Raw genomic sequence first — 15,449 nt, 5'->3', positions numbered from 1 at the left:
GCCCCATCCACTCTCCAGACGAGGTCGAACATGTGCACGAGAATCTTCTTCGCCGGCGCCACCGGCGCCGTGGGTAAGCGCCTGTTGCCCATATTGCTGGCGCTGGAGTGGGGCGCGCCCGGGTGCTACAACCTGGCGGAGCAGGACACCGAGGTCAGCACCGCGCTGGCGCGCCACCGGCTCGGCTGGCAGCCGGGCTTCCGTCTGGAGGCCGCCGCCCTGGCCCGAGGAGAAACCCCATGACGCCACTCACCCCCTTCACCCCGCAGCAACTGCAGGCCTGCCTGGCGCGCCTCGGCCTGCCGCCGCAGCCGCCGGCCGCGACCCTGCAGAGCCTCGAACGCCTGGTCGACGCGGCGCTGCACCACCTGCCTTTCGAGAACCTCGACGTGCTGCTGGCGCGGCCCGTCGCCATCGAGCCGGAGGCGGTCTTCGCCAAGGTCGTCGAGGGTGGCCGCGGCGGCTACTGCTTCGAACTGAACAGCCTGTTCGCCCGGCTTCTGGCCAGCCTTGGCTACCGCGTCAGCCTGCTGGTGGCGCGGGTGCGCTGGGGCATGCCGGCGGAGGTCGAGCGCACCCAGCAGAGCCACCTGCTGCTGCGCATCGAGCTGGACGAGGGGCCCTACCTGGCGGATGTCGGCTTCGGCGGCGCCAACCCGCCGCGGCCGCTGCCGCTGGTGATCGGCGAGGAGCTGCCCGGCGGCTGGCGCATCGCGCCCCACGACGGCGATGAGCTGGAGTTGGCGCTGCACACCGCCAGCGGCTGGCAGGCACTGTACCGCTTCACCCTGCAACCGCAGCACTGGGTCGATTACCTGCCGCGCAACTGGTACACCTCGACGCACCCGGACAGCGTGTTCCGCAAGAGCCTGCGGGTAGCGCTCAGCGAGGGCGACACGCGCCTGACCCTGCTCGACGGCCAGTTCGGCTGGCGCGATGCCAAGGGCAACGCCGAGCAGCGGCGGATCCTCGACGTGGACGAACTGATCGAGGTGCTGCGCGGGCGCTTCCACCTGCGCCTGCCGCCGGCCACCGCCGAGGCCCTGCGCGAGCCCCTGGCGCGGCTGCTCTAGTTGCCGGTCATGCCGATGCCGTGGGCCATCAGGCTGGCCAGCAGCGGTAGGATCAGCATCGCCAGCAGCTCGATGCGGATCACCAGCGTCACCCGCCGGCCCTGGGCCTCGCCGACCTGCGGGGCCTGGCCCGCCTTGAGCGCGTTGCGCCAGTTGAGGAAGGTCAGCGTCGGGTAGATGGACAGCAGCGCCACCAGCACGAACAGGCCGACCAGGGCGTGGAAGGCGGCGTTGTGCAGGTAGTAGTCCAGGCCCTTGGCGAACCACAGGGTGCGGGCGATGCCGGTGAGCAGCACGACGCCGGCGCTGGCGCCGTAGGCCAGGTCGATGATCACCAGGCTGCGGGCGCGCCTGGCGTCCAGCGGCAGCTGGAACAGGCGGTGCTCCAGCACCAGCAGGGCGAACATCACGAAGATGGAGATGAAGTGCAGGTAGGCAACCAGGGCTGAAGCCATGTCGTCGGTTCCTTGTCAGGCGTGGGCCGTGGTCTGCGCCACGGCTTCGTTGTGCTCGGCGCGATCATGGGCGCCGCCTGGCACTTTAGAGCGCGGCGGCGGCGCCTGCCAGTCAGGCCGAGGGCAGGCCGAGCCAGGCGTCGCGGCGCGTCAGGCGCCAGGCGTAGGCGGCGAGGATCAGCCCGCGCAGCAGCATGAAGCTGAGGAACGCCAGCCACAGCCCGTGGTTGCCCAGCGGCTGCAGCAGCCAGCCCAGCGGCAGGCTCACGGCGCAGGCCAGGAGCATGGCGTTGCGCATCTCGCGGGCGCGGGTGGCGCCGATGAACAGCCCGTCCAGCAGGTAGCTCCACATGCCGATCAGGGGCAGCACGGCGAGGTACGGCAGGTACTGGTCGGCCACCGCGCGCACCTCGGGGATGTCGCTCTGCAGGGCGATGAACAGGTGCCCGGCGCTGCCGAATAACAGCACGAAGGCCAGGCTGGCCAGCAGCGACCAGCCGCAGGCCACCAGCAGCGAGCGGCGCAGCGTGCGCCGGTCGCCGCTGCCGATGGCGTGGCCGCACAGGGCCTCCACCGCGTGGGCCAGGCCGTCGAGGGCATAGGAGGTGATCATCAGGCCGTTGAGCAGCAGGGCGTTGGCCGCCACCGTGGCGTCGCCCAGGCGCGCGCCCTGCACGGTCACCAGGAAGAACACGCCCTGCAGCGCCAGGCTGCGGATGAAGATGTCGCGGTTGACCATCAGCAGCGGCGCCCAGCTCACCCAGCGGCGCAGGCGGCGCCAGTCCGGCACGCCGGGGAAGCGCCCCAGCGCGCCGCGGGCCAGCCACAGGCCGAGGGCCGCGCCGCTCCACTCGGCGATCACCGAGGCCTGCGCGGCGCCGGCCACGCCCCAGCCCAGGCCGAGCACGAAGAGCAGCTCCAGGGCGATGTTCACCAGGTTGGTGGTCAGCAGGATGGCCAGCGGCCCGCGGGCGTTCTGCGTGCCCAGCAGCCAGCCGATCAGCGCGTAGCTGGCCAGGGCCGCGGGCAGGCCGAACAGGCGGATGTGGAAGAACTGCCGGGCCAGGCCGTCGAGTTCCGGCGAGGCGTTCATCAGGCCCATGGCCACGGGTGTCAGCGGCAGGGCCAGCAGGCCAAGCAGCAAGGCCAGGCCCATCGCCAGCAGCAGGCCCTGGCCGAGGATGCGCCGCAGCGCGCCACCGTTGCCGCGCCCGGCGGCCTGGGCGGCGAAGCCGGTGGTGCCCATGCGCAGGAAGCCGAGCACGCCCACCAGCAGGGTGTACAGGCTGCCGCCCACGGCCACCGCGCCCAGTTGGTGGGCGTGGGGCAGGTGGCCGATGACCGCGCTGTCGACCAGGGTCACCAGCGGCACGGATACGTTGGACAGGATCATCGGCGCGGCCAGCGCCCAGACCCGTCGGTGGGTCGGGCGATCGCGCCAGGCGTCGCTCAGTGGGTTCATGCAAGGCTCCGCAGCAGCGCCGCAGTATAGCGGGACCGGAGCGCCCGCGGCCTTATGCCTGCTTCTTGCGGTAGGCGCAGTAGCCTGGGCGCGGGCCCACCTGCGGGTGGTTGCGGCAGGTGTCCGGGCGCTTGGCGTAGACGGTGCACAGGCGCGTCTTGCGGTCCAGGTACAGGCAGTCGCCGTTGCTGCTGCGGGTGAGGGTGAAGATGCCGCTCTTCTGGTTGAAGCGCTCGACCAGGCCTTCCTTGCTCAGGCGCTTGGCGATGTTCTTCGCCGGCTCCTCGCGTTCGAACTCGTCCACCACGCCCAGGCGGATGAGGTCGCCGATGCGCACTTCCACCGGCATGGTGCAGCAGGTGGCGTGGCAGTCGCGGCACAGGCCCGAGCTGTACTTCGCCCAGGTTTCCAGGCGGTCGAGTTCGGCGTTGGCGATCAGCGGCGGTTTTCTCATGGCGGCGGCACGGTGCGTTGCGGGGCGCGCAATCATAGTGGCCTCGGCGGCGGATTGCGCGCCCTTTCGACGAAACGGCGGCGTCAGTCGCGCCAGCGCGGCTGCAGGTCGTCGTCCAGCGTCCAGTGCGGCTGCCCCGGGCGCAGGCGCACGCCGCCGACCCAGCGCTCGGCGGCCAGCTGGTCCAGGCCGTGGCGCTCGCCGGCCAGCACCTGGCGGCCCAGCGCGGTGAGATGCACCGGGCGCTGGGCCCAGGGCAGCTGCGGCTCGGCTTCCAGCAACAGCGGGGTGGGGCTGTCGATCAGCGGGCGCATCAGCACGTGGAACATCAGGTCGCCCAGGTAGGGCAACGGCTCGCGGTGCGTCATCAGCTCGGCGAACACCCGGCCCAGGGGCAGCTCGCCGCGCTCGGCGACTATGCCCAGGCTCAGGCGTTCGGTCAGCGACAGGCCGTCGCGCGCGCCGGGCAGCTCCTGCAACTGGCGGCGCAGGGCATTGCCCAGCAGCGGCAACGCCGGTGTCGGTTTGCTGGCCAGCGTGGCCCAGGCCTGTGGCGAGGGCTGGCGGTAGGCGTCCCAGGCTTCGCGGGCCAGCAGCAGGGCCTCTTCGCCCAGCGGCCGGCGCTGCGGCCAGAGCCAGGCGAGCAGGTCGGGGGCCAGTTGGCCGATGCCGATGAAGCGCTGCACGCCGGGCACCCGGTCGGTCTCGATCAGCTCCAGGCGCTCGGGCAAGCGCGGCAGGCCGGCGAGCACGCGGATCAGGAACAGCTGGTCGTAGGCATCGGCCTCGCACCAGAGCACCACCCGCTGGCGCTCGGGTAGGCTGTCGAGCAGGGCGTATTCGTCCTGGGTGCGGCGCAGGGCGTCGGCCGCGGGGATGTCGAAGGCCTGGCTGACGAAGGCCGCGCGCAGCTGGCGGAAGCTTTCTTCCGGCAGCGCCGGCACGGGGCCCATGCTCAGCGGGTCGGCGAACATGCGGAACTCGCCGCGGAAGCCGGCGAGTTCCAGGCTGTGGGCGATGTCGTTGCCGCAGCGCAGGTGCAGGCAGGCGGCTTCGTCGCCGCTGGCGAAGTCCGGGTGGCGCGCGGCGAAGGCGATGGCCTCGACGTGGGCCTTGAGCTTCGGCCAGCTGGCGAAGCCCAGCTCCCGCGCCAGCAGCCATTGGCAGTCGGCCAGCCGCGGCGGGTGGCCGAGGCCGTGCGGGGCCTGGGCGCGGAGGCGTTGCAGGGCTTGCGCCTGGCCGGCGCGCAGGTCGCGCAGCAGGGCCTTGGCGTGCTGGCGTTGGCGGTCGAGGTCGATACGGCCGTCTTGGCCGGAAGTCGGGGACATACGAGCTCCTTTCGGGCCGGGTCCGCTGTCGGGCCGGAGTCGTATGGAAAGTCGGCGGATGCAGCACCTGGGCGAACCCTTTCCGCGGACCGGTGGCGTGGTGGACGCCGCCGCCCGACTATAGCGGCGGCGCCCGCGCCGGGCAATGCCGGGGCTCAGCCCTTGCGGATCAGCCAGATGCCCACGCCGATGGCGGCGATGCCGGCCAGCTTGAGGGCGCTGACCGGGTTTTCCTTGAAGCCGGCCCAGCCGAAGTGGTCGAGGGTCATGGCCATGCCCAGCTGGCCGGCCAGCACCAGCACCATGAACAGCAGGGCGCCGACCCGCGGCGCGGCGAAGGCGGCGATGAAGATGAAGAACATGCCGAGGAAGCCGCCGCACCAGTGCCACCAGTGCAGCGAGCGCAGCGCCTGAAGGGCGGGGAACTCGCGGTTGGCGAGGGTCAGCACCAGCAGGCCGAAGGTGCCGACGACGAAGGAGATCAGCGCGGCGGCCAGCACGCTGGACACCTGCTTGGCCAACTGGCCGTTGATGCCCGCCTGCAGCGGCAGGCAGGCGCCGGCGATCAGCGGCAGGACGAACATCCACCAGGGTGGCGTGGGCATGGGGTACTCCTTGGCAGTCGAAGCGAAAAGGACAGCCGGCTAGTATGCACCAGACCGGAGCAGCGCTCCCGCTTCCCAGGAGAGAAACCATGGGCACCTCCGCTTCCCGTACCCTGGCCGCGCGCATCGAGCGCCCCTGGCAGGTGGCCTACGACTTCCTCGCCGAGCCGCGCAACTTCCCGCGCTGGGCCTCGGGCCTGTGCAGCGCCATCGAGCCGCTGGACGCCGACCACTGGCTGGCGCAGACGCCCCAGGGGCCGCTGCGGGTGCGCTTCTCGCCGCGCAACCCGTTCGGCGTGCTGGACCACGACGTGCTGCCGGAAGACGCCCCGCCCATCCACATCCCCCTGCGCCTGATCGCCAACGGCGACGGCTGCGAACTGCAGCTGACCCTGCTGCGCCAGCCGGCGATGGACGACGCCGCCTTCGAACGCGACGCGCAGTGGGTGGAGAAGGATTTGCGGGCGATCAAGGCGTTGCTGGAGTCGGAGGAGCTGCCTTGGTCGATGGGGTTTTCGCCGTGAGGTTCGGGGGCGGGTGCTTCGAGGTTGAACGCGGAGCGTGTTTGGGGCCAAGGTCAGGCGGCGTATAACCGCGAACGGTTATACGCCCTACGCCACTTGTAGGCGCCGCTGCTTTTCGTAGCCTGTAGGATGGGTTGAGCGAAGCGATACCCATCACCGTGACCGCATGGGTTTCGCAGGCTCAACCCATCCTACGAAATGCACCTGGTGCAGCCGGCAGATAATTGTTCCTACGAAGGGGCCTCGGGATTTCCCGTTTTATGCCACTGCCTGCAGGCGGGGGATCGGTGGATGGGGTTGCTGGCTGACCTGCCAGAGGTCGTAGGCGGCCTGCATCGCCAGCCAGTGCCGGGCGCTGGACAGGCCGGCCTGTTCCAGGCGCCAGGCCAGGTCGGCGCTGATGGGCGCGCGGCCATGCAGCACCTTGGACAGGTGCGGCCGGCTGAAACCCAGGTGCGCGGCCAGCGCGGTGACCGACAGGCACAGGGCCGGCAAAACATCCTCGCGCAGGATTTCGCCCGGGTGGGGTGGGTTGTGCATGGCCATGGCGAGCCCTCCGCTCAGTGGTAGTCGAGGTAGTCCAGCAGTTCCGCGTCGGTGCCTTCGAAGCGGAAGATCACCCGCCAGTTGCCGGAGACGCTGACGGACCAGTAGCCCCGCAGCGTGCCTTTCAGCCCGTGCAGGCGATAGCCGGGCAGGTCCATTTCCCTGGGGTCCTTGGCGGCATCCAGGGCAGCAAGGATGCGCAGCAGCCTGGACACATGGTCAGCCCTGACGCCGCGATGATCCCCATGCAGGTATAGGGCACGCAGGCCCTTGTGGCGGAAGCTCCTGATCATCGCCGGACTGTAATCTAACAGATTACAGTTTCCTGAGCCGAGATGCTTGTAGGATGGCGCCGCTTCTCGTAGGAGCGAGCTTGCTCGCGAACGGAGTTTCCCGGTCATGGCGGTGCATGAGGTCACCACCGTTCCCTCTCCCCAGCCCTCTCCCTTCAGGGCGGGGCGCGCAGCCGAGGGTTAGGGAGAGGGCGCTCTTCAGAACTGCACCAAGCCCCCCCCAACGAAACACACCCCCTCACAACCGCGCCCCCAACTCCGCCCCCTCCCTGATCGCCCGCTTGGCATCCAGCTCGCGCGCCAGGCGGGCGCCGCCGATGATGTGGTGGCGCAGGTTCTCCGCGGCCTGGGTGGGGTGCAGCTCCAGCAGCGGTTCCTGGCCGGCGCAGATCACCACGTTGTCCACCGCCAGGCACTGTTCGCGGCCGTCCATGCGGATGTGCAGGCCGGCGTCGTCGATGCGCAGGTATTCCACGCCGCCCAGCATCCGCACCTGGTGGTGCCTCAGGTGGGCGCGGTGGACCCAGCCGCTGGTCTTGCCCAGGCCGGCGCCGGGCGTGCCCGGTTTGCGCTGCAGCAGCCAGAGCTGGCGTTTCGGCGTGATCGGCGTGGGCCTGCGCAGCCCGCCGGGTGTGCTGTTGTCCAGGTCGATGCCCCATTCGCCCAGCCACTGGCCCAGCGGCTGCGGGCCTTCGCGTTCGGCGAGCAGGAAGCTGGCGACGTCGAAGCCGATGCCGCCGGCGCCGATCAGCGCCACCTTCCGGCCCACCGGCGCGCCGTTCAGCACGTCGAGGTAGCCGAGCACTTTGGGATGCTCGATGCCCGGGAGCTTCAGCGCTCGCGGGCGGATGCCGGTGGCGACTATCACCTCGTCGAACTGCCCTTGCAGCTCACCGCGGGCGATATGCCGGTTCAGCTGCAGGTCCACGCCCAGCTCGGCCAGGCGCACGGCGAAGTAGCGCAGGGTTTCGCCGAACTCTTCCTTGCCGGGGATGCGCCGGGCCAGGTTGAACTGCCCGCCGATCGCGCCGCTGGCCTCGAACAGGCTGACGCGGTGGCCGCGCTCGGCCGCCACGCAGGCGGCCGAGAGCCCGGCGGGGCCGGCGCCGATCACCGCGATGCGCTTGGGTTGGCGCGCCTTGCGGTAGCGCAGTTCGGTCTCGTGGGCGGCGCGTGGGTTGACCAGGCAACTGGCGCGGCGGTTGGCGAAGGCGTGGTCGAGGCAGGCCTGGTTGCAGGCGATGCAGGTGTTGATGCGCCCGGGCTGGCCGGCGGCGGCCTTCTGCACGAACTGCGGGTCGGCCAGCAGCGGCCGGGCCAGTGACACCAGGTCCGCCTGGCCGCTGGCGAGCAGCGCCTCGGCCAGCTCCGGGGTATTGATGCGGTTGCTGGCGATGAGCGGGATGCGCAGCTCGCGGCGCAGGCGCGCGGTCACCTCGGCGAAGGCCGCGCGCGGCACCGAGGTGACGATGGTCGGCACCCGCGACTCGTGCCAGCCGAAGCCGCTGTTGAGCACATCGACGCCGGCCTCCTGCAGCGCCAGCGCCACCTGGCGTACCTCGTCCCAGGTATTGCCGCCTTCCACCAGGTCGAGCAGCGACAGGCGGTAGCCGATGACGAAGCGCTCGCCCGCCGCGCGGCGGATGCGCCGGACGATCTCCAGCGCCAGGCGCATGCGGTTCTCCAGGCTGCCGCCCCAGCGGTCCTGGCGGCGGTTGCCGCGCGGGCAGAGGAACTGGTTCAGCAGGTAGCCCTCGCTGCCCATGATTTCCACCCCGTCGTAGCCGGCGGCGCGGGCCAGGCGCGCGCAGCGGCCGAAGGCGGCGATGGTGCGGGCGATGCCGCGCTCGGACAGCTCGCGCGGGGCGAACCAGCTGATCGGCGACTTGAGCGGCGAGGCCGAGACCACCAGCGGGTGGTAGCCGTAGCGCCCGGCGTGGAGGATCTGCAGCAGGATGCGCCCGCCCTCGGCGTGCACCGCCTGGGTCAGGCGGCGGTGCGCCGGCACCTGCAGGCTGCCGGTCAGGTCGCTGCCCAGCGGCAGCAGCCAGCCCTCGCGGTTGGGCGCGAAGCCGCCGGTGATGATCAGCCCCACGCCGCCGCGGGCGCGCTCGCGGTAGTAGGCGGCGAGCTTGCCGAAGTCCCACAGGCGGTCCTCCAGGCCGGTGTGCATGGAGCCCATGACCACGCGGTTGCGCAGCTGCAGCGGGCCGATCCGCAGCGGGGCGAGCAGGTGAGGGTAGGGGCTGGCGTCGGTGGCGTGCATGCTGGCTTCGTCGGCAGGGCGATGAGCGCACCATAGGAAGTTGCGCGGCGCCGGTGAACGGCCCGGCTGACGGCTGCCGCGGGCATTTGGGCCAAGCCGCCGCGGCTTGACAGCTGGCGCAGCGGGCACACACTGGAACGGTGGGGCGGCAGCTTTCGCCGCCCCCGGTTCCCTGACAGGCTTGCGCGGGAGGTTGTCATGAACAGCACAAGAAGAAAGCACCTGCGGCACTACCGCCACTACCTGCTCGCCGCGCTGCTGGGCCTGCTCCTGCTGGGGCTGCACGAGACCGTCAACCAGGACCTGCAGCCCTCCTGCCTGGGCGACGACGGCCAGCTGATCTGTTCCTACCCCTCGCGTACCGATTTGCAGGTACTGCTTTATTTCCGCTGACCCGGCCCCGCGTGCTGACGCGGGTCAGGAAAGCGAATCGGTCTTTTCAGGCAGAGTCTGCGCCTGCTCCCTATGGTTTGCCCTGGCACAAAGTGCCAGGTTGGCTATCTTTTAAACAGAGGCGCCTGGCCAGGTACTGGGCGCCCTTTGCCTGATCAGGAGACGCACGATGGATATGAACCGTCGGCAATTCTTCAAGGTCGCCGCCGTCGGCCTTGGAGGATCAAGCCTTGCGGCCCTCGGCATGGCGCCCCCGGAGGCCTTCGCCGAACAGATCCGCCACTTCAAGCTCGAACGCACCACCGAGACCCGCAACACCTGCACCTATTGCTCGGTAGGCTGCGGCATCCTCATGTACAGCCAGGGCGACGCGGCCAAGAACGTCACCCAGAACATCATCCACATCGAGGGCGACGGCGACCATCCGGTCAACCGCGGCACCCTCTGCCCGAAAGGCGCGGGCCTGCTGGACTTCGTCCACAGCCCCAACCGCCTGAAGTACCCGCAGATCCGCGAGCCCGGCTCCAGCGAGTGGAAGCGCATCGAGTGGGACGAGGCGCTGGACCGCATCGCCCGGCTGATGAAGGACGACCGCGACGCCAACTTCATCGAGAAGAACGAGCAGGGCCAGACGGTGAACCGCTGGCTGACCACCGGCTTCCTGGCCGCCTCGGCGTCTTCCAACGAAGCGGGCTACATCACCCACAAGGTGGTGCGTTCCCTCGGCATCCTGGGGTTCGATAACCAAGCGCGTGTCTGACACGGCCCGACGGTGGCAAGTCTTGCCCCGACGTTTGGCCGTGGAGCCATGACCAACCACTGGACCGACATCAAGAATGCCGATCTGATCCTCATCATGGGTGGCAACGCCGCCGAGGCGCACCCCTGCGGCTTCAAATGGGTGACCGAAGCCAAGGCGCACAACAAGGCGCGCCTGCTGGTGGTGGACCCGCGCTTCACCCGCTCGGCCTCGGTGGCCGACTATTACGCGCCCATCCGCACGGGGACGGACATCGCCTTCCTCGGCGGCCTGATCAGCTACCTGATCGAGAACGGCAAGTACCAGAAGGAATACGTCGAGCACTACACCGACGCCGCCTTCATCGTGCAGGAAGGCTTCGGCTTCGAGGACGGCCTGTTCAACGGCTACGACGCCGAGAAGCGCAGCTACCCGGACAAGTCCGCGTGGAACTACGAGCGCGGCGAGGACGGCTTCGCCAAGGTCGACCCCACGCTGCAGCACCCGCGCTGCGTGTTCAACCTGCTGCGCCAGCACTACAGCCGCTACACGCCGGACGTGGTCAGCAACATCTGCGGCACGCCCAAGGACATGATGCTCAAGGTCTGGGCCGAGATCGCCGAGACCTCGGCCCCCGGCAAGGCCATGACCATCATGTACGCCCTGGGCTGGACGCAGCACTCGGTGGGTGCGCAGATGATCCGCACCGGCGCCATGGTGCAGCTGCTGCTGGGCAACATCGGCATGCCCGGCGGCGGCATGAACGCCCTGCGCGGGCACTCCAACATCCAGGGCCTGACCGACCTGGGGCTGCTGTCCAACTCGTTGCCCGGCTACCTGACCCTGGCCATGGACGCCGAGCAGGACTACGCCGCCTACATCGCCAAGCGCACCGCCAAGCCGCTGCGCCCGGGGCAACTGTCCTACTGGCAGAACTACGGCAAGTTCCACGTCAGCCTGATGAAGTCCTGGTTCGGCAAGGCCGCCACGGCCGAGAACAACTGGTGCTTCGACTGGCTGCCCAAGCTGGACATGCCCGGCGCCGGCTACGACGTGCTGCGGGTGTTCGACATGATGTACCAGGGCAAGGTCAACGGGTACTTCTGCCAGGGCTTCAACCCCATCGCCTCGTTCCCCAACAAGGGCAAGGTCGGCGCCGCGCTGGCCAAGCTCAAGTGGCTGGTGATCATGGACCCGCTGGCCACCGAGACCTCGGAGTTCTGGCGCAACGCCGGCGATTTCAACAACGTCGACACCCAGGCCATCCAGACCACGGTGATCCGCCTGCCCACCACCTGCTTCGCCGAGGAGGACGGCTCTATCGTCAACTCCGGGCGCTGGCTGCAGTGGCACTGGAAGGGCGGCGAGCCGCCGGGCCAGGCGCGCCCGGACATCGCCATCATGGCCGGGCTGTACCACCGCCTGCGCGAGCTGTACACGAAGGAGGGCGGCAAGTTCCCCGACGCCATCCTCGGCCTCGACTGGCCCTACCTGCGCCCGGACGAGCCGAGCCCCGAAGAGCTGGCCAAGGAGTACAACGGCAAGGCCCTGGCCGACCTGGTCGACCCGAAGAACGGCATGGTCCTGGCCAAGGCCGGCGAGCAGTTGCCCGGCTTCGCGTTGCTGCGCGACGACGGCAGCACCGCCAGCGGCTGCTGGATCTTCGCCGGTTCCTGGACGCAGCAGGGCAACCAGATGGCCCGCCGCGACAACGCCGACCCCTACGCCATGGGCCAGACCCTCGGCTGGGCCTGGGCCTGGCCGGCCAACCGGCGCATCCTCTACAACCGCGCCTCGGCCGACCTTGCCGGCAAGCCGTGGGACCCCGAGAAGAAACGCCTGGTGTGGTGGAACGGCAAGGCCTGGGGCGGCACCGACGTGCCCGACTACAAGCCCGACGTGCCGCCGGAGGCGGGCATGAACCCGTTCATCATGAACCCCGAGGGGGTGGCGCGCTTCTTCGCCGTGGACAAGATGGCCGAGGGTCCCTTCCCCGAGCACTACGAGCCGTTCGAGACGCCCATCGGCGTCAACCCGCTGCACAAGGACAACCCCAAGGCCACCAGCAACCCGGCCGCGCGGGTGTTCAAGAACGACATGGAAGTCTTCGGCAAGGCCGACGAGTTCCCCTACGCGGCCACCACCTACCGCCTCACCGAGCACTTCCACTTCTGGACCAAGCATTGCCGGCTGAACGCTATCACCCAGCCGGAGCAGTTCGTGGAAATCGGCGAGGTACTGGCCAAGGAACTGGGGATTGCTGCCGGCGACCGCGTGAAGGTCTCCTCCAACCGCGGCTACATCAAGGCCGTGGCGGTGGTGACCAAGCGCATCCGCCCGCTGCAGGTCGACGGCAAGACCGTGCACCACGTCGGCATCCCGCTGCACTGGGGCTTCGCCGGGGTGGCGCGCAACGGCTACCTGACCAACACCCTGACGCCCTTCGTCGGCGACGGGAACACGCAGACGCCGGAGTTCAAGTCGTTCCTGGTCAACGTCGAGAAAATCAGCGGAGGTGAGGCATGAGCACGCAAGACATCAGTGCCCGTTCGGCCACCACCACGCCGATGCCCTCGGTGCGCAACCAGCAGGAAGTGGCCAAGCTCATCGACGTGTCCAAGTGCATCGGCTGCAAGGCCTGCCAGGTGGCCTGCTCGGAATGGAACGAGCTGCGCGACGAGGTGGGCCACAACCACGGGGTGTACGACAACCCGCTGGACCTGACGGCCGATTCCTGGACGGTGATGCGCTTCACCGAGCACGAGAACCCCAACGGCAACCTCGAATGGCTGATCCGCAAGGACGGCTGCATGCACTGCGCCGAGCCGGGCTGCCTGAAGGCCTGCCCGAGCCCGGGGGCGATCGTGAAATACGCCAACGGCATCGTCGACTTCAACCAGGACCACTGCATCGGCTGCGGCTACTGCATCACCGGCTGCCCGTTCAACATCCCGCGCATCTCGCAGAAGGACCACAAGGCCTACAAGTGCACCCTGTGTTCCGACCGCGTGAGCGTGGGCATGGAGCCGGCCTGCGTGAAGACCTGCCCCACCGGCGCCATCGTCTTCGGCACCAAGGACGCCATGAAGGAGCACGCCGCCGAACGCATCGAGGACCTCAAGTCGCGCGGCTTCGAGCACGCCGGGCTGTATGACCCCGAAGGCGTCGGCGGCACCCACGTGATGTACGTGCTGCACCACAACGACCAGCCCTCGCTGTACGCCGGCCTGCCCGACAAGCCGGCCATTAGCCCGATGGTCAGCCTGTGGAAGGGCATCACCAAGCCGCTGGGCCTGCTGGCCATGGGCGCGGTGGTGCTCGCCGGGTTCTTCCACTACACCCGCATCGGCCCCAACCGCACGGAAGAGGACGAGCAGCCGGGGCCGGACCCGGAGGCGCCGGTACACAAGGTCGACCCTTCGGTGCACCGCTATGACCCGCGCGACCCGCGTTGAGCCCATGCACCGAACAGCCCCCTCTCCCGTCGGGGAGAGGGTTGGGGAGAGGGCGCTCGTCGGCCCTCAGAGGAGCCCAGCATGAAAAAAGACATCCAACGCTATACCGCCAACGAGCGCAGCAACCACTGGCTGGTGGCGATCTTCTTCATCCTCGCCGGCCTGTCGGGGCTGGCGCTTTTCCACCCGGCGCTGTTCTGGCTCAGCAGCCTGTTCGGCGGCGGGCCCTGGACGCGCATCCTGCACCCCTTCCTGGGGCTGGCGATGTTCGTGTTCTTCCTCGGCCTGGTGCTGCGCTTCGCCCACCACAACCTGCTCGACCGCAGCGACGTGCAGTGGCTGAAGCAGTGGCGCGACGTGGTCGGCAACCGCGAGGAGAACCTCCCCGCGGTGGGCCGCTACAACGCCGGGCAGAAGCTGCTGTTCTGGGTCCTGCTGCTGTGCATGCTGGCGCTGCTGGTGACCGGCCTGGTGATCTGGCGCCAGTACTTCAGCGCTTGGTTCGGCATCGAGGTCATCCGCCTGTCCGCGTTGCTGCACGCCTTCGCCGCCTTCGTGCTGATCAGCAGCATCATCGTGCACATCTACGCCGGTATCTGGGTCAAGGGCTCCATGGGCGCGATGCTCTATGGTTGGGTCAGCCGCGCCTGGGCACGCAAGCACCACGCCGCCTGGCTGAAGAGCGTGGACAAGGGGGAAGGCCACTGAGCAGGCCCTTGTAGGAGCGAGCTTGCTCGCGAACCCCCATGGGCACGGCATCCACCCATACACCGAACAATCCCCTCTCCCTTCAGGGAGAGGGCTAGGGAGAGGGAACCCACGCCAGCTCAGGGCTCGGCCTTCACCCCCTCTCCAAAGCCCATCGCAAAGGAGTCCTGCGTGCCAGGCCAAATCCTCGAACCCGGCCAGATCGAAGCCGCCGCCAACATCCCCCCGTTCCTCAAGCTGCCCGCGCCACAGCTCTTCACCCTGCGTGGCCAGCGCCTGCGCCAGCTCGCCGAAGGCCACCCCCTGGGCGACTACCTGAGCCTGCTGGCCGAGTTGTGCGACATCCAGCAACACCTGCTCGACAACCCACCGCCGCTGCCCATGCCCGACGAAGCCGCCCTGCGCCGCAGCGTCGAACACGGCATGCCGCCGCTGGGCTTCGAAGTGCTGGTGCGCGAAGGCGCCTGGCTGGCGCTGCTCGACCCGCTGCTGCAGGCCTTCGCCACCAGCCCGGCCAGCTCCATCGCCGATGCCCTGCAGCAACTGCGCAAGGCCGACGCCGGCCAGCGCAAGGCCTGGGCCCTGGCCCTGCTCAACGGTCAGTTCGACCTGTTGCCGGCGGCCCTGGTGCCCTTCCTCGGCGCCACCCTGCAGGTCGCCTTCAGCCACTGGCTGCTGCGCCTGCCCGAAGGCCTGCTCAGCGAGCGCGAGGAACAGACCCTGTGCCCGGCCTGCGGCTCGCCGCCGGTGGCCGGCGTCATCCACAATCGCGGCAAGTACAACGGCCTGCGCTACCTGGCCTGCTCGCTGTGCTCCTGCCAGTGGCACTACGTGCGCATCAAGTGCAGCCACTGCCGACAGAGCAAGGGCCTGTTCTACCTGTCGGAGCAGAGCGACAGCCGCGAGGTCATCCATGCCCCGCTGCGCGCCGAGGTCTGCCCCAACTGCCAGGCCTACCTCAAGCAGTGCTACCTGGAGCACGACGAAGCCGCCGAGCCCCAGGCCGACGACCTCGCCAGCCTGGCCCTGGACATCCGCCTGGCCGAGGAAGGCTACCTGCGCAGCGCGCCCAACCTGCTGCTGTCACCCGGCGGCGCAGACTGACCTAGACTGCATCCAGACCCCCGTAGGATGGGTTGAGGAGCCCG

16 protein-coding genes are annotated in these 15,449 nt (G+C 69.3%); 8 read left to right on the top strand and 8 right to left on the bottom strand.

Annotation, left to right across the window (positions count from 1 at the left end):
- Positions 1-30 precede the first annotated feature (30 nt).
- Positions 31-243, top strand: a complete 213-nt coding sequence (locus ACTWJ5_RS28475) for a hypothetical protein (protein WP_074982808.1) — start codon at positions 31-33, stop codon at positions 241-243.
- Complete coding sequence (locus ACTWJ5_RS28470; RefSeq protein ID WP_444436999.1) at positions 240-1,073, top strand: arylamine N-acetyltransferase family protein; 834 nt, start codon at positions 240-242, stop codon at positions 1,071-1,073. Before ACTWJ5_RS28475 ends, ACTWJ5_RS28470 begins: the two co-directional genes overlap by 4 nt.
- Here the strand turns inward: ACTWJ5_RS28470 and ACTWJ5_RS28465 are convergent.
- The 5 genes from ACTWJ5_RS28465 to ACTWJ5_RS28445 all read right to left on the bottom strand — a co-directional run bounded on the left by ACTWJ5_RS28465 (position 1,070) and on the right by ACTWJ5_RS28445 (position 5,377).
- Positions 1,070-1,528 carry a DUF2214 family protein gene (locus tag ACTWJ5_RS28465; protein WP_074982812.1) on the bottom strand — a complete coding sequence of 153 codons (459 nt, stop codon included), beginning with the start codon at positions 1,526-1,528 and terminating at the stop codon, positions 1,070-1,072. The two genes, ACTWJ5_RS28470 and ACTWJ5_RS28465, sit on opposite strands and share 4 nt — an antisense overlap.
- A 112-nt stretch (positions 1,529-1,640) precedes the next feature.
- Entirely contained in the window at positions 1,641-2,990 is a 1,350-nt protein-coding gene (locus tag ACTWJ5_RS28460) for an MATE family efflux transporter (RefSeq protein WP_253412627.1), read from the bottom strand.
- Between the two features lie 52 nt (positions 2,991-3,042).
- Positions 3,043-3,480: a YkgJ family cysteine cluster protein gene (locus ACTWJ5_RS28455; RefSeq protein WP_074982816.1), complete on the bottom strand. Its 438-nt coding sequence runs from the start codon at positions 3,478-3,480 to the stop codon at positions 3,043-3,045.
- 47 nt (positions 3,481-3,527) lie between these two features.
- Complete coding sequence (locus ACTWJ5_RS28450) at positions 3,528-4,772, bottom strand: DUF1835 domain-containing protein (protein WP_444436998.1); 1,245 nt, start codon at positions 4,770-4,772, stop codon at positions 3,528-3,530.
- 155 nt (positions 4,773-4,927) lie between these two features.
- Positions 4,928-5,377, bottom strand: a complete 450-nt coding sequence (locus ACTWJ5_RS28445) for a DMT family transporter (protein ID WP_253392202.1) — start codon at positions 5,375-5,377, stop codon at positions 4,928-4,930.
- 89 nt (positions 5,378-5,466) lie between these two features.
- Between ACTWJ5_RS28445 and ACTWJ5_RS28440 the strand changes: the two genes are divergently transcribed.
- Entirely contained in the window at positions 5,467-5,901 is a 435-nt protein-coding gene (locus ACTWJ5_RS28440) for an SRPBCC family protein (protein WP_253392203.1), read from the top strand.
- Between the two features lie 258 nt (positions 5,902-6,159).
- Here the strand turns inward: ACTWJ5_RS28440 and ACTWJ5_RS28435 are convergent, their stop codons facing one another.
- The 3 genes from ACTWJ5_RS28435 to ACTWJ5_RS28425 all read right to left on the bottom strand — a co-directional run bounded on the left by ACTWJ5_RS28435 (position 6,160) and on the right by ACTWJ5_RS28425 (position 9,006).
- Positions 6,160-6,447, bottom strand: a complete 288-nt coding sequence (locus ACTWJ5_RS28435; RefSeq protein WP_043318788.1) for a HigA family addiction module antitoxin — start codon at positions 6,445-6,447, stop codon at positions 6,160-6,162.
- A gap of 14 nt (positions 6,448-6,461) precedes the next feature.
- Positions 6,462-6,740, bottom strand: a complete 279-nt coding sequence (locus tag ACTWJ5_RS28430; RefSeq protein ID WP_249918667.1) for a type II toxin-antitoxin system RelE/ParE family toxin — start codon at positions 6,738-6,740, stop codon at positions 6,462-6,464.
- A gap of 238 nt (positions 6,741-6,978) precedes the next feature.
- Positions 6,979-9,006, bottom strand: coding sequence for an NADPH-dependent 2,4-dienoyl-CoA reductase (locus ACTWJ5_RS28425; protein ID WP_249918668.1), 2,028 nt, complete (start codon positions 9,004-9,006; stop codon positions 6,979-6,981).
- A gap of 198 nt (positions 9,007-9,204) precedes the next feature.
- On the opposite strand from ACTWJ5_RS28425, the gene ACTWJ5_RS28420 reads away from it, so the two are divergent.
- The 5 genes from ACTWJ5_RS28420 (at position 9,205) to fdhE (ending at position 15,405) form a co-directional block, all read left to right on the top strand.
- Complete coding sequence (locus ACTWJ5_RS28420) at positions 9,205-9,399, top strand: hypothetical protein (RefSeq protein WP_074982828.1); 195 nt, start codon at positions 9,205-9,207, stop codon at positions 9,397-9,399.
- 169 nt (positions 9,400-9,568) lie between these two features.
- Complete coding sequence (fdnG, locus tag ACTWJ5_RS28415; protein WP_444436997.1) at positions 9,569-12,664, top strand: formate dehydrogenase-N subunit alpha; 3,096 nt, start codon at positions 9,569-9,571, stop codon at positions 12,662-12,664.
- A complete protein-coding gene (gene fdxH, locus ACTWJ5_RS28410) occupies positions 12,661-13,593 on the top strand; it encodes a formate dehydrogenase subunit beta (protein WP_074982833.1) in 933 nt (310 codons plus the stop codon). Before fdnG ends, fdxH begins: the two co-directional genes overlap by 4 nt.
- A gap of 81 nt (positions 13,594-13,674) precedes the next feature.
- Entirely contained in the window at positions 13,675-14,301 is a 627-nt protein-coding gene (locus ACTWJ5_RS28405; protein WP_074982835.1) for a formate dehydrogenase subunit gamma, read from the top strand.
- 171 nt (positions 14,302-14,472) lie between these two features.
- Entirely contained in the window at positions 14,473-15,405 is a 933-nt protein-coding gene (gene fdhE / locus ACTWJ5_RS28400) for a formate dehydrogenase accessory protein FdhE (RefSeq protein ID WP_444436996.1), read from the top strand.
- Positions 15,406-15,449 lie beyond the last annotated feature (44 nt).

The organism is Pseudomonas sp. A6 (assembly GCF_052367875.1).
GTDB lineage: Bacteria > Pseudomonadota > Gammaproteobacteria > Pseudomonadales > Pseudomonadaceae > Pseudomonas > Pseudomonas citronellolis.
This window is presented reverse-complemented; position numbering and strand designations above follow the sequence as displayed.

Bases quoted from the DNA above. Each gene is read 5' to 3' on its own strand.
- ACTWJ5_RS28470 (WP_444436999.1), top strand. From the start codon at position 240: ATGACGCCACTCACCCCCTTCACCCCGCAGCAACTGCAGGCCTGCCTG.
- ACTWJ5_RS28435 (WP_043318788.1), bottom strand. From the start codon at position 6,447: ATGGCCATGCACAACCCACCCCACCCGGGCGAAATCCTGCGCGAGGAT.
- ACTWJ5_RS28460 (WP_253412627.1), bottom strand. From the start codon at position 2,990: ATGAACCCACTGAGCGACGCCTGGCGCGATCGCCCGACCCACCGACGG.
- ACTWJ5_RS28420 (WP_074982828.1), top strand. From the start codon at position 9,205: ATGAACAGCACAAGAAGAAAGCACCTGCGGCACTACCGCCACTACCTG.
- ACTWJ5_RS28405 (WP_074982835.1), top strand. From the start codon at position 13,675: ATGAAAAAAGACATCCAACGCTATACCGCCAACGAGCGCAGCAACCAC.
- ACTWJ5_RS28430 (WP_249918667.1), bottom strand. From the start codon at position 6,740: ATGATCAGGAGCTTCCGCCACAAGGGCCTGCGTGCCCTATACCTGCAT.
- ACTWJ5_RS28465 (WP_074982812.1), bottom strand. From the start codon at position 1,528: ATGGCTTCAGCCCTGGTTGCCTACCTGCACTTCATCTCCATCTTCGTG.
- ACTWJ5_RS28440 (WP_253392203.1), top strand. From the start codon at position 5,467: ATGGGCACCTCCGCTTCCCGTACCCTGGCCGCGCGCATCGAGCGCCCC.
- ACTWJ5_RS28425 (WP_249918668.1), bottom strand. From the start codon at position 9,006: ATGCACGCCACCGACGCCAGCCCCTACCCTCACCTGCTCGCCCCGCTG.
- ACTWJ5_RS28475 (WP_074982808.1), top strand. From the start codon at position 31: ATGTGCACGAGAATCTTCTTCGCCGGCGCCACCGGCGCCGTGGGTAAG.
- ACTWJ5_RS28450 (WP_444436998.1), bottom strand. From the start codon at position 4,772: ATGTCCCCGACTTCCGGCCAAGACGGCCGTATCGACCTCGACCGCCAA.
- fdxH (WP_074982833.1), top strand. From the start codon at position 12,661: ATGAGCACGCAAGACATCAGTGCCCGTTCGGCCACCACCACGCCGATG.
- ACTWJ5_RS28445 (WP_253392202.1), bottom strand. From the start codon at position 5,377: ATGCCCACGCCACCCTGGTGGATGTTCGTCCTGCCGCTGATCGCCGGC.
- ACTWJ5_RS28455 (WP_074982816.1), bottom strand. From the start codon at position 3,480: ATGATTGCGCGCCCCGCAACGCACCGTGCCGCCGCCATGAGAAAACCG.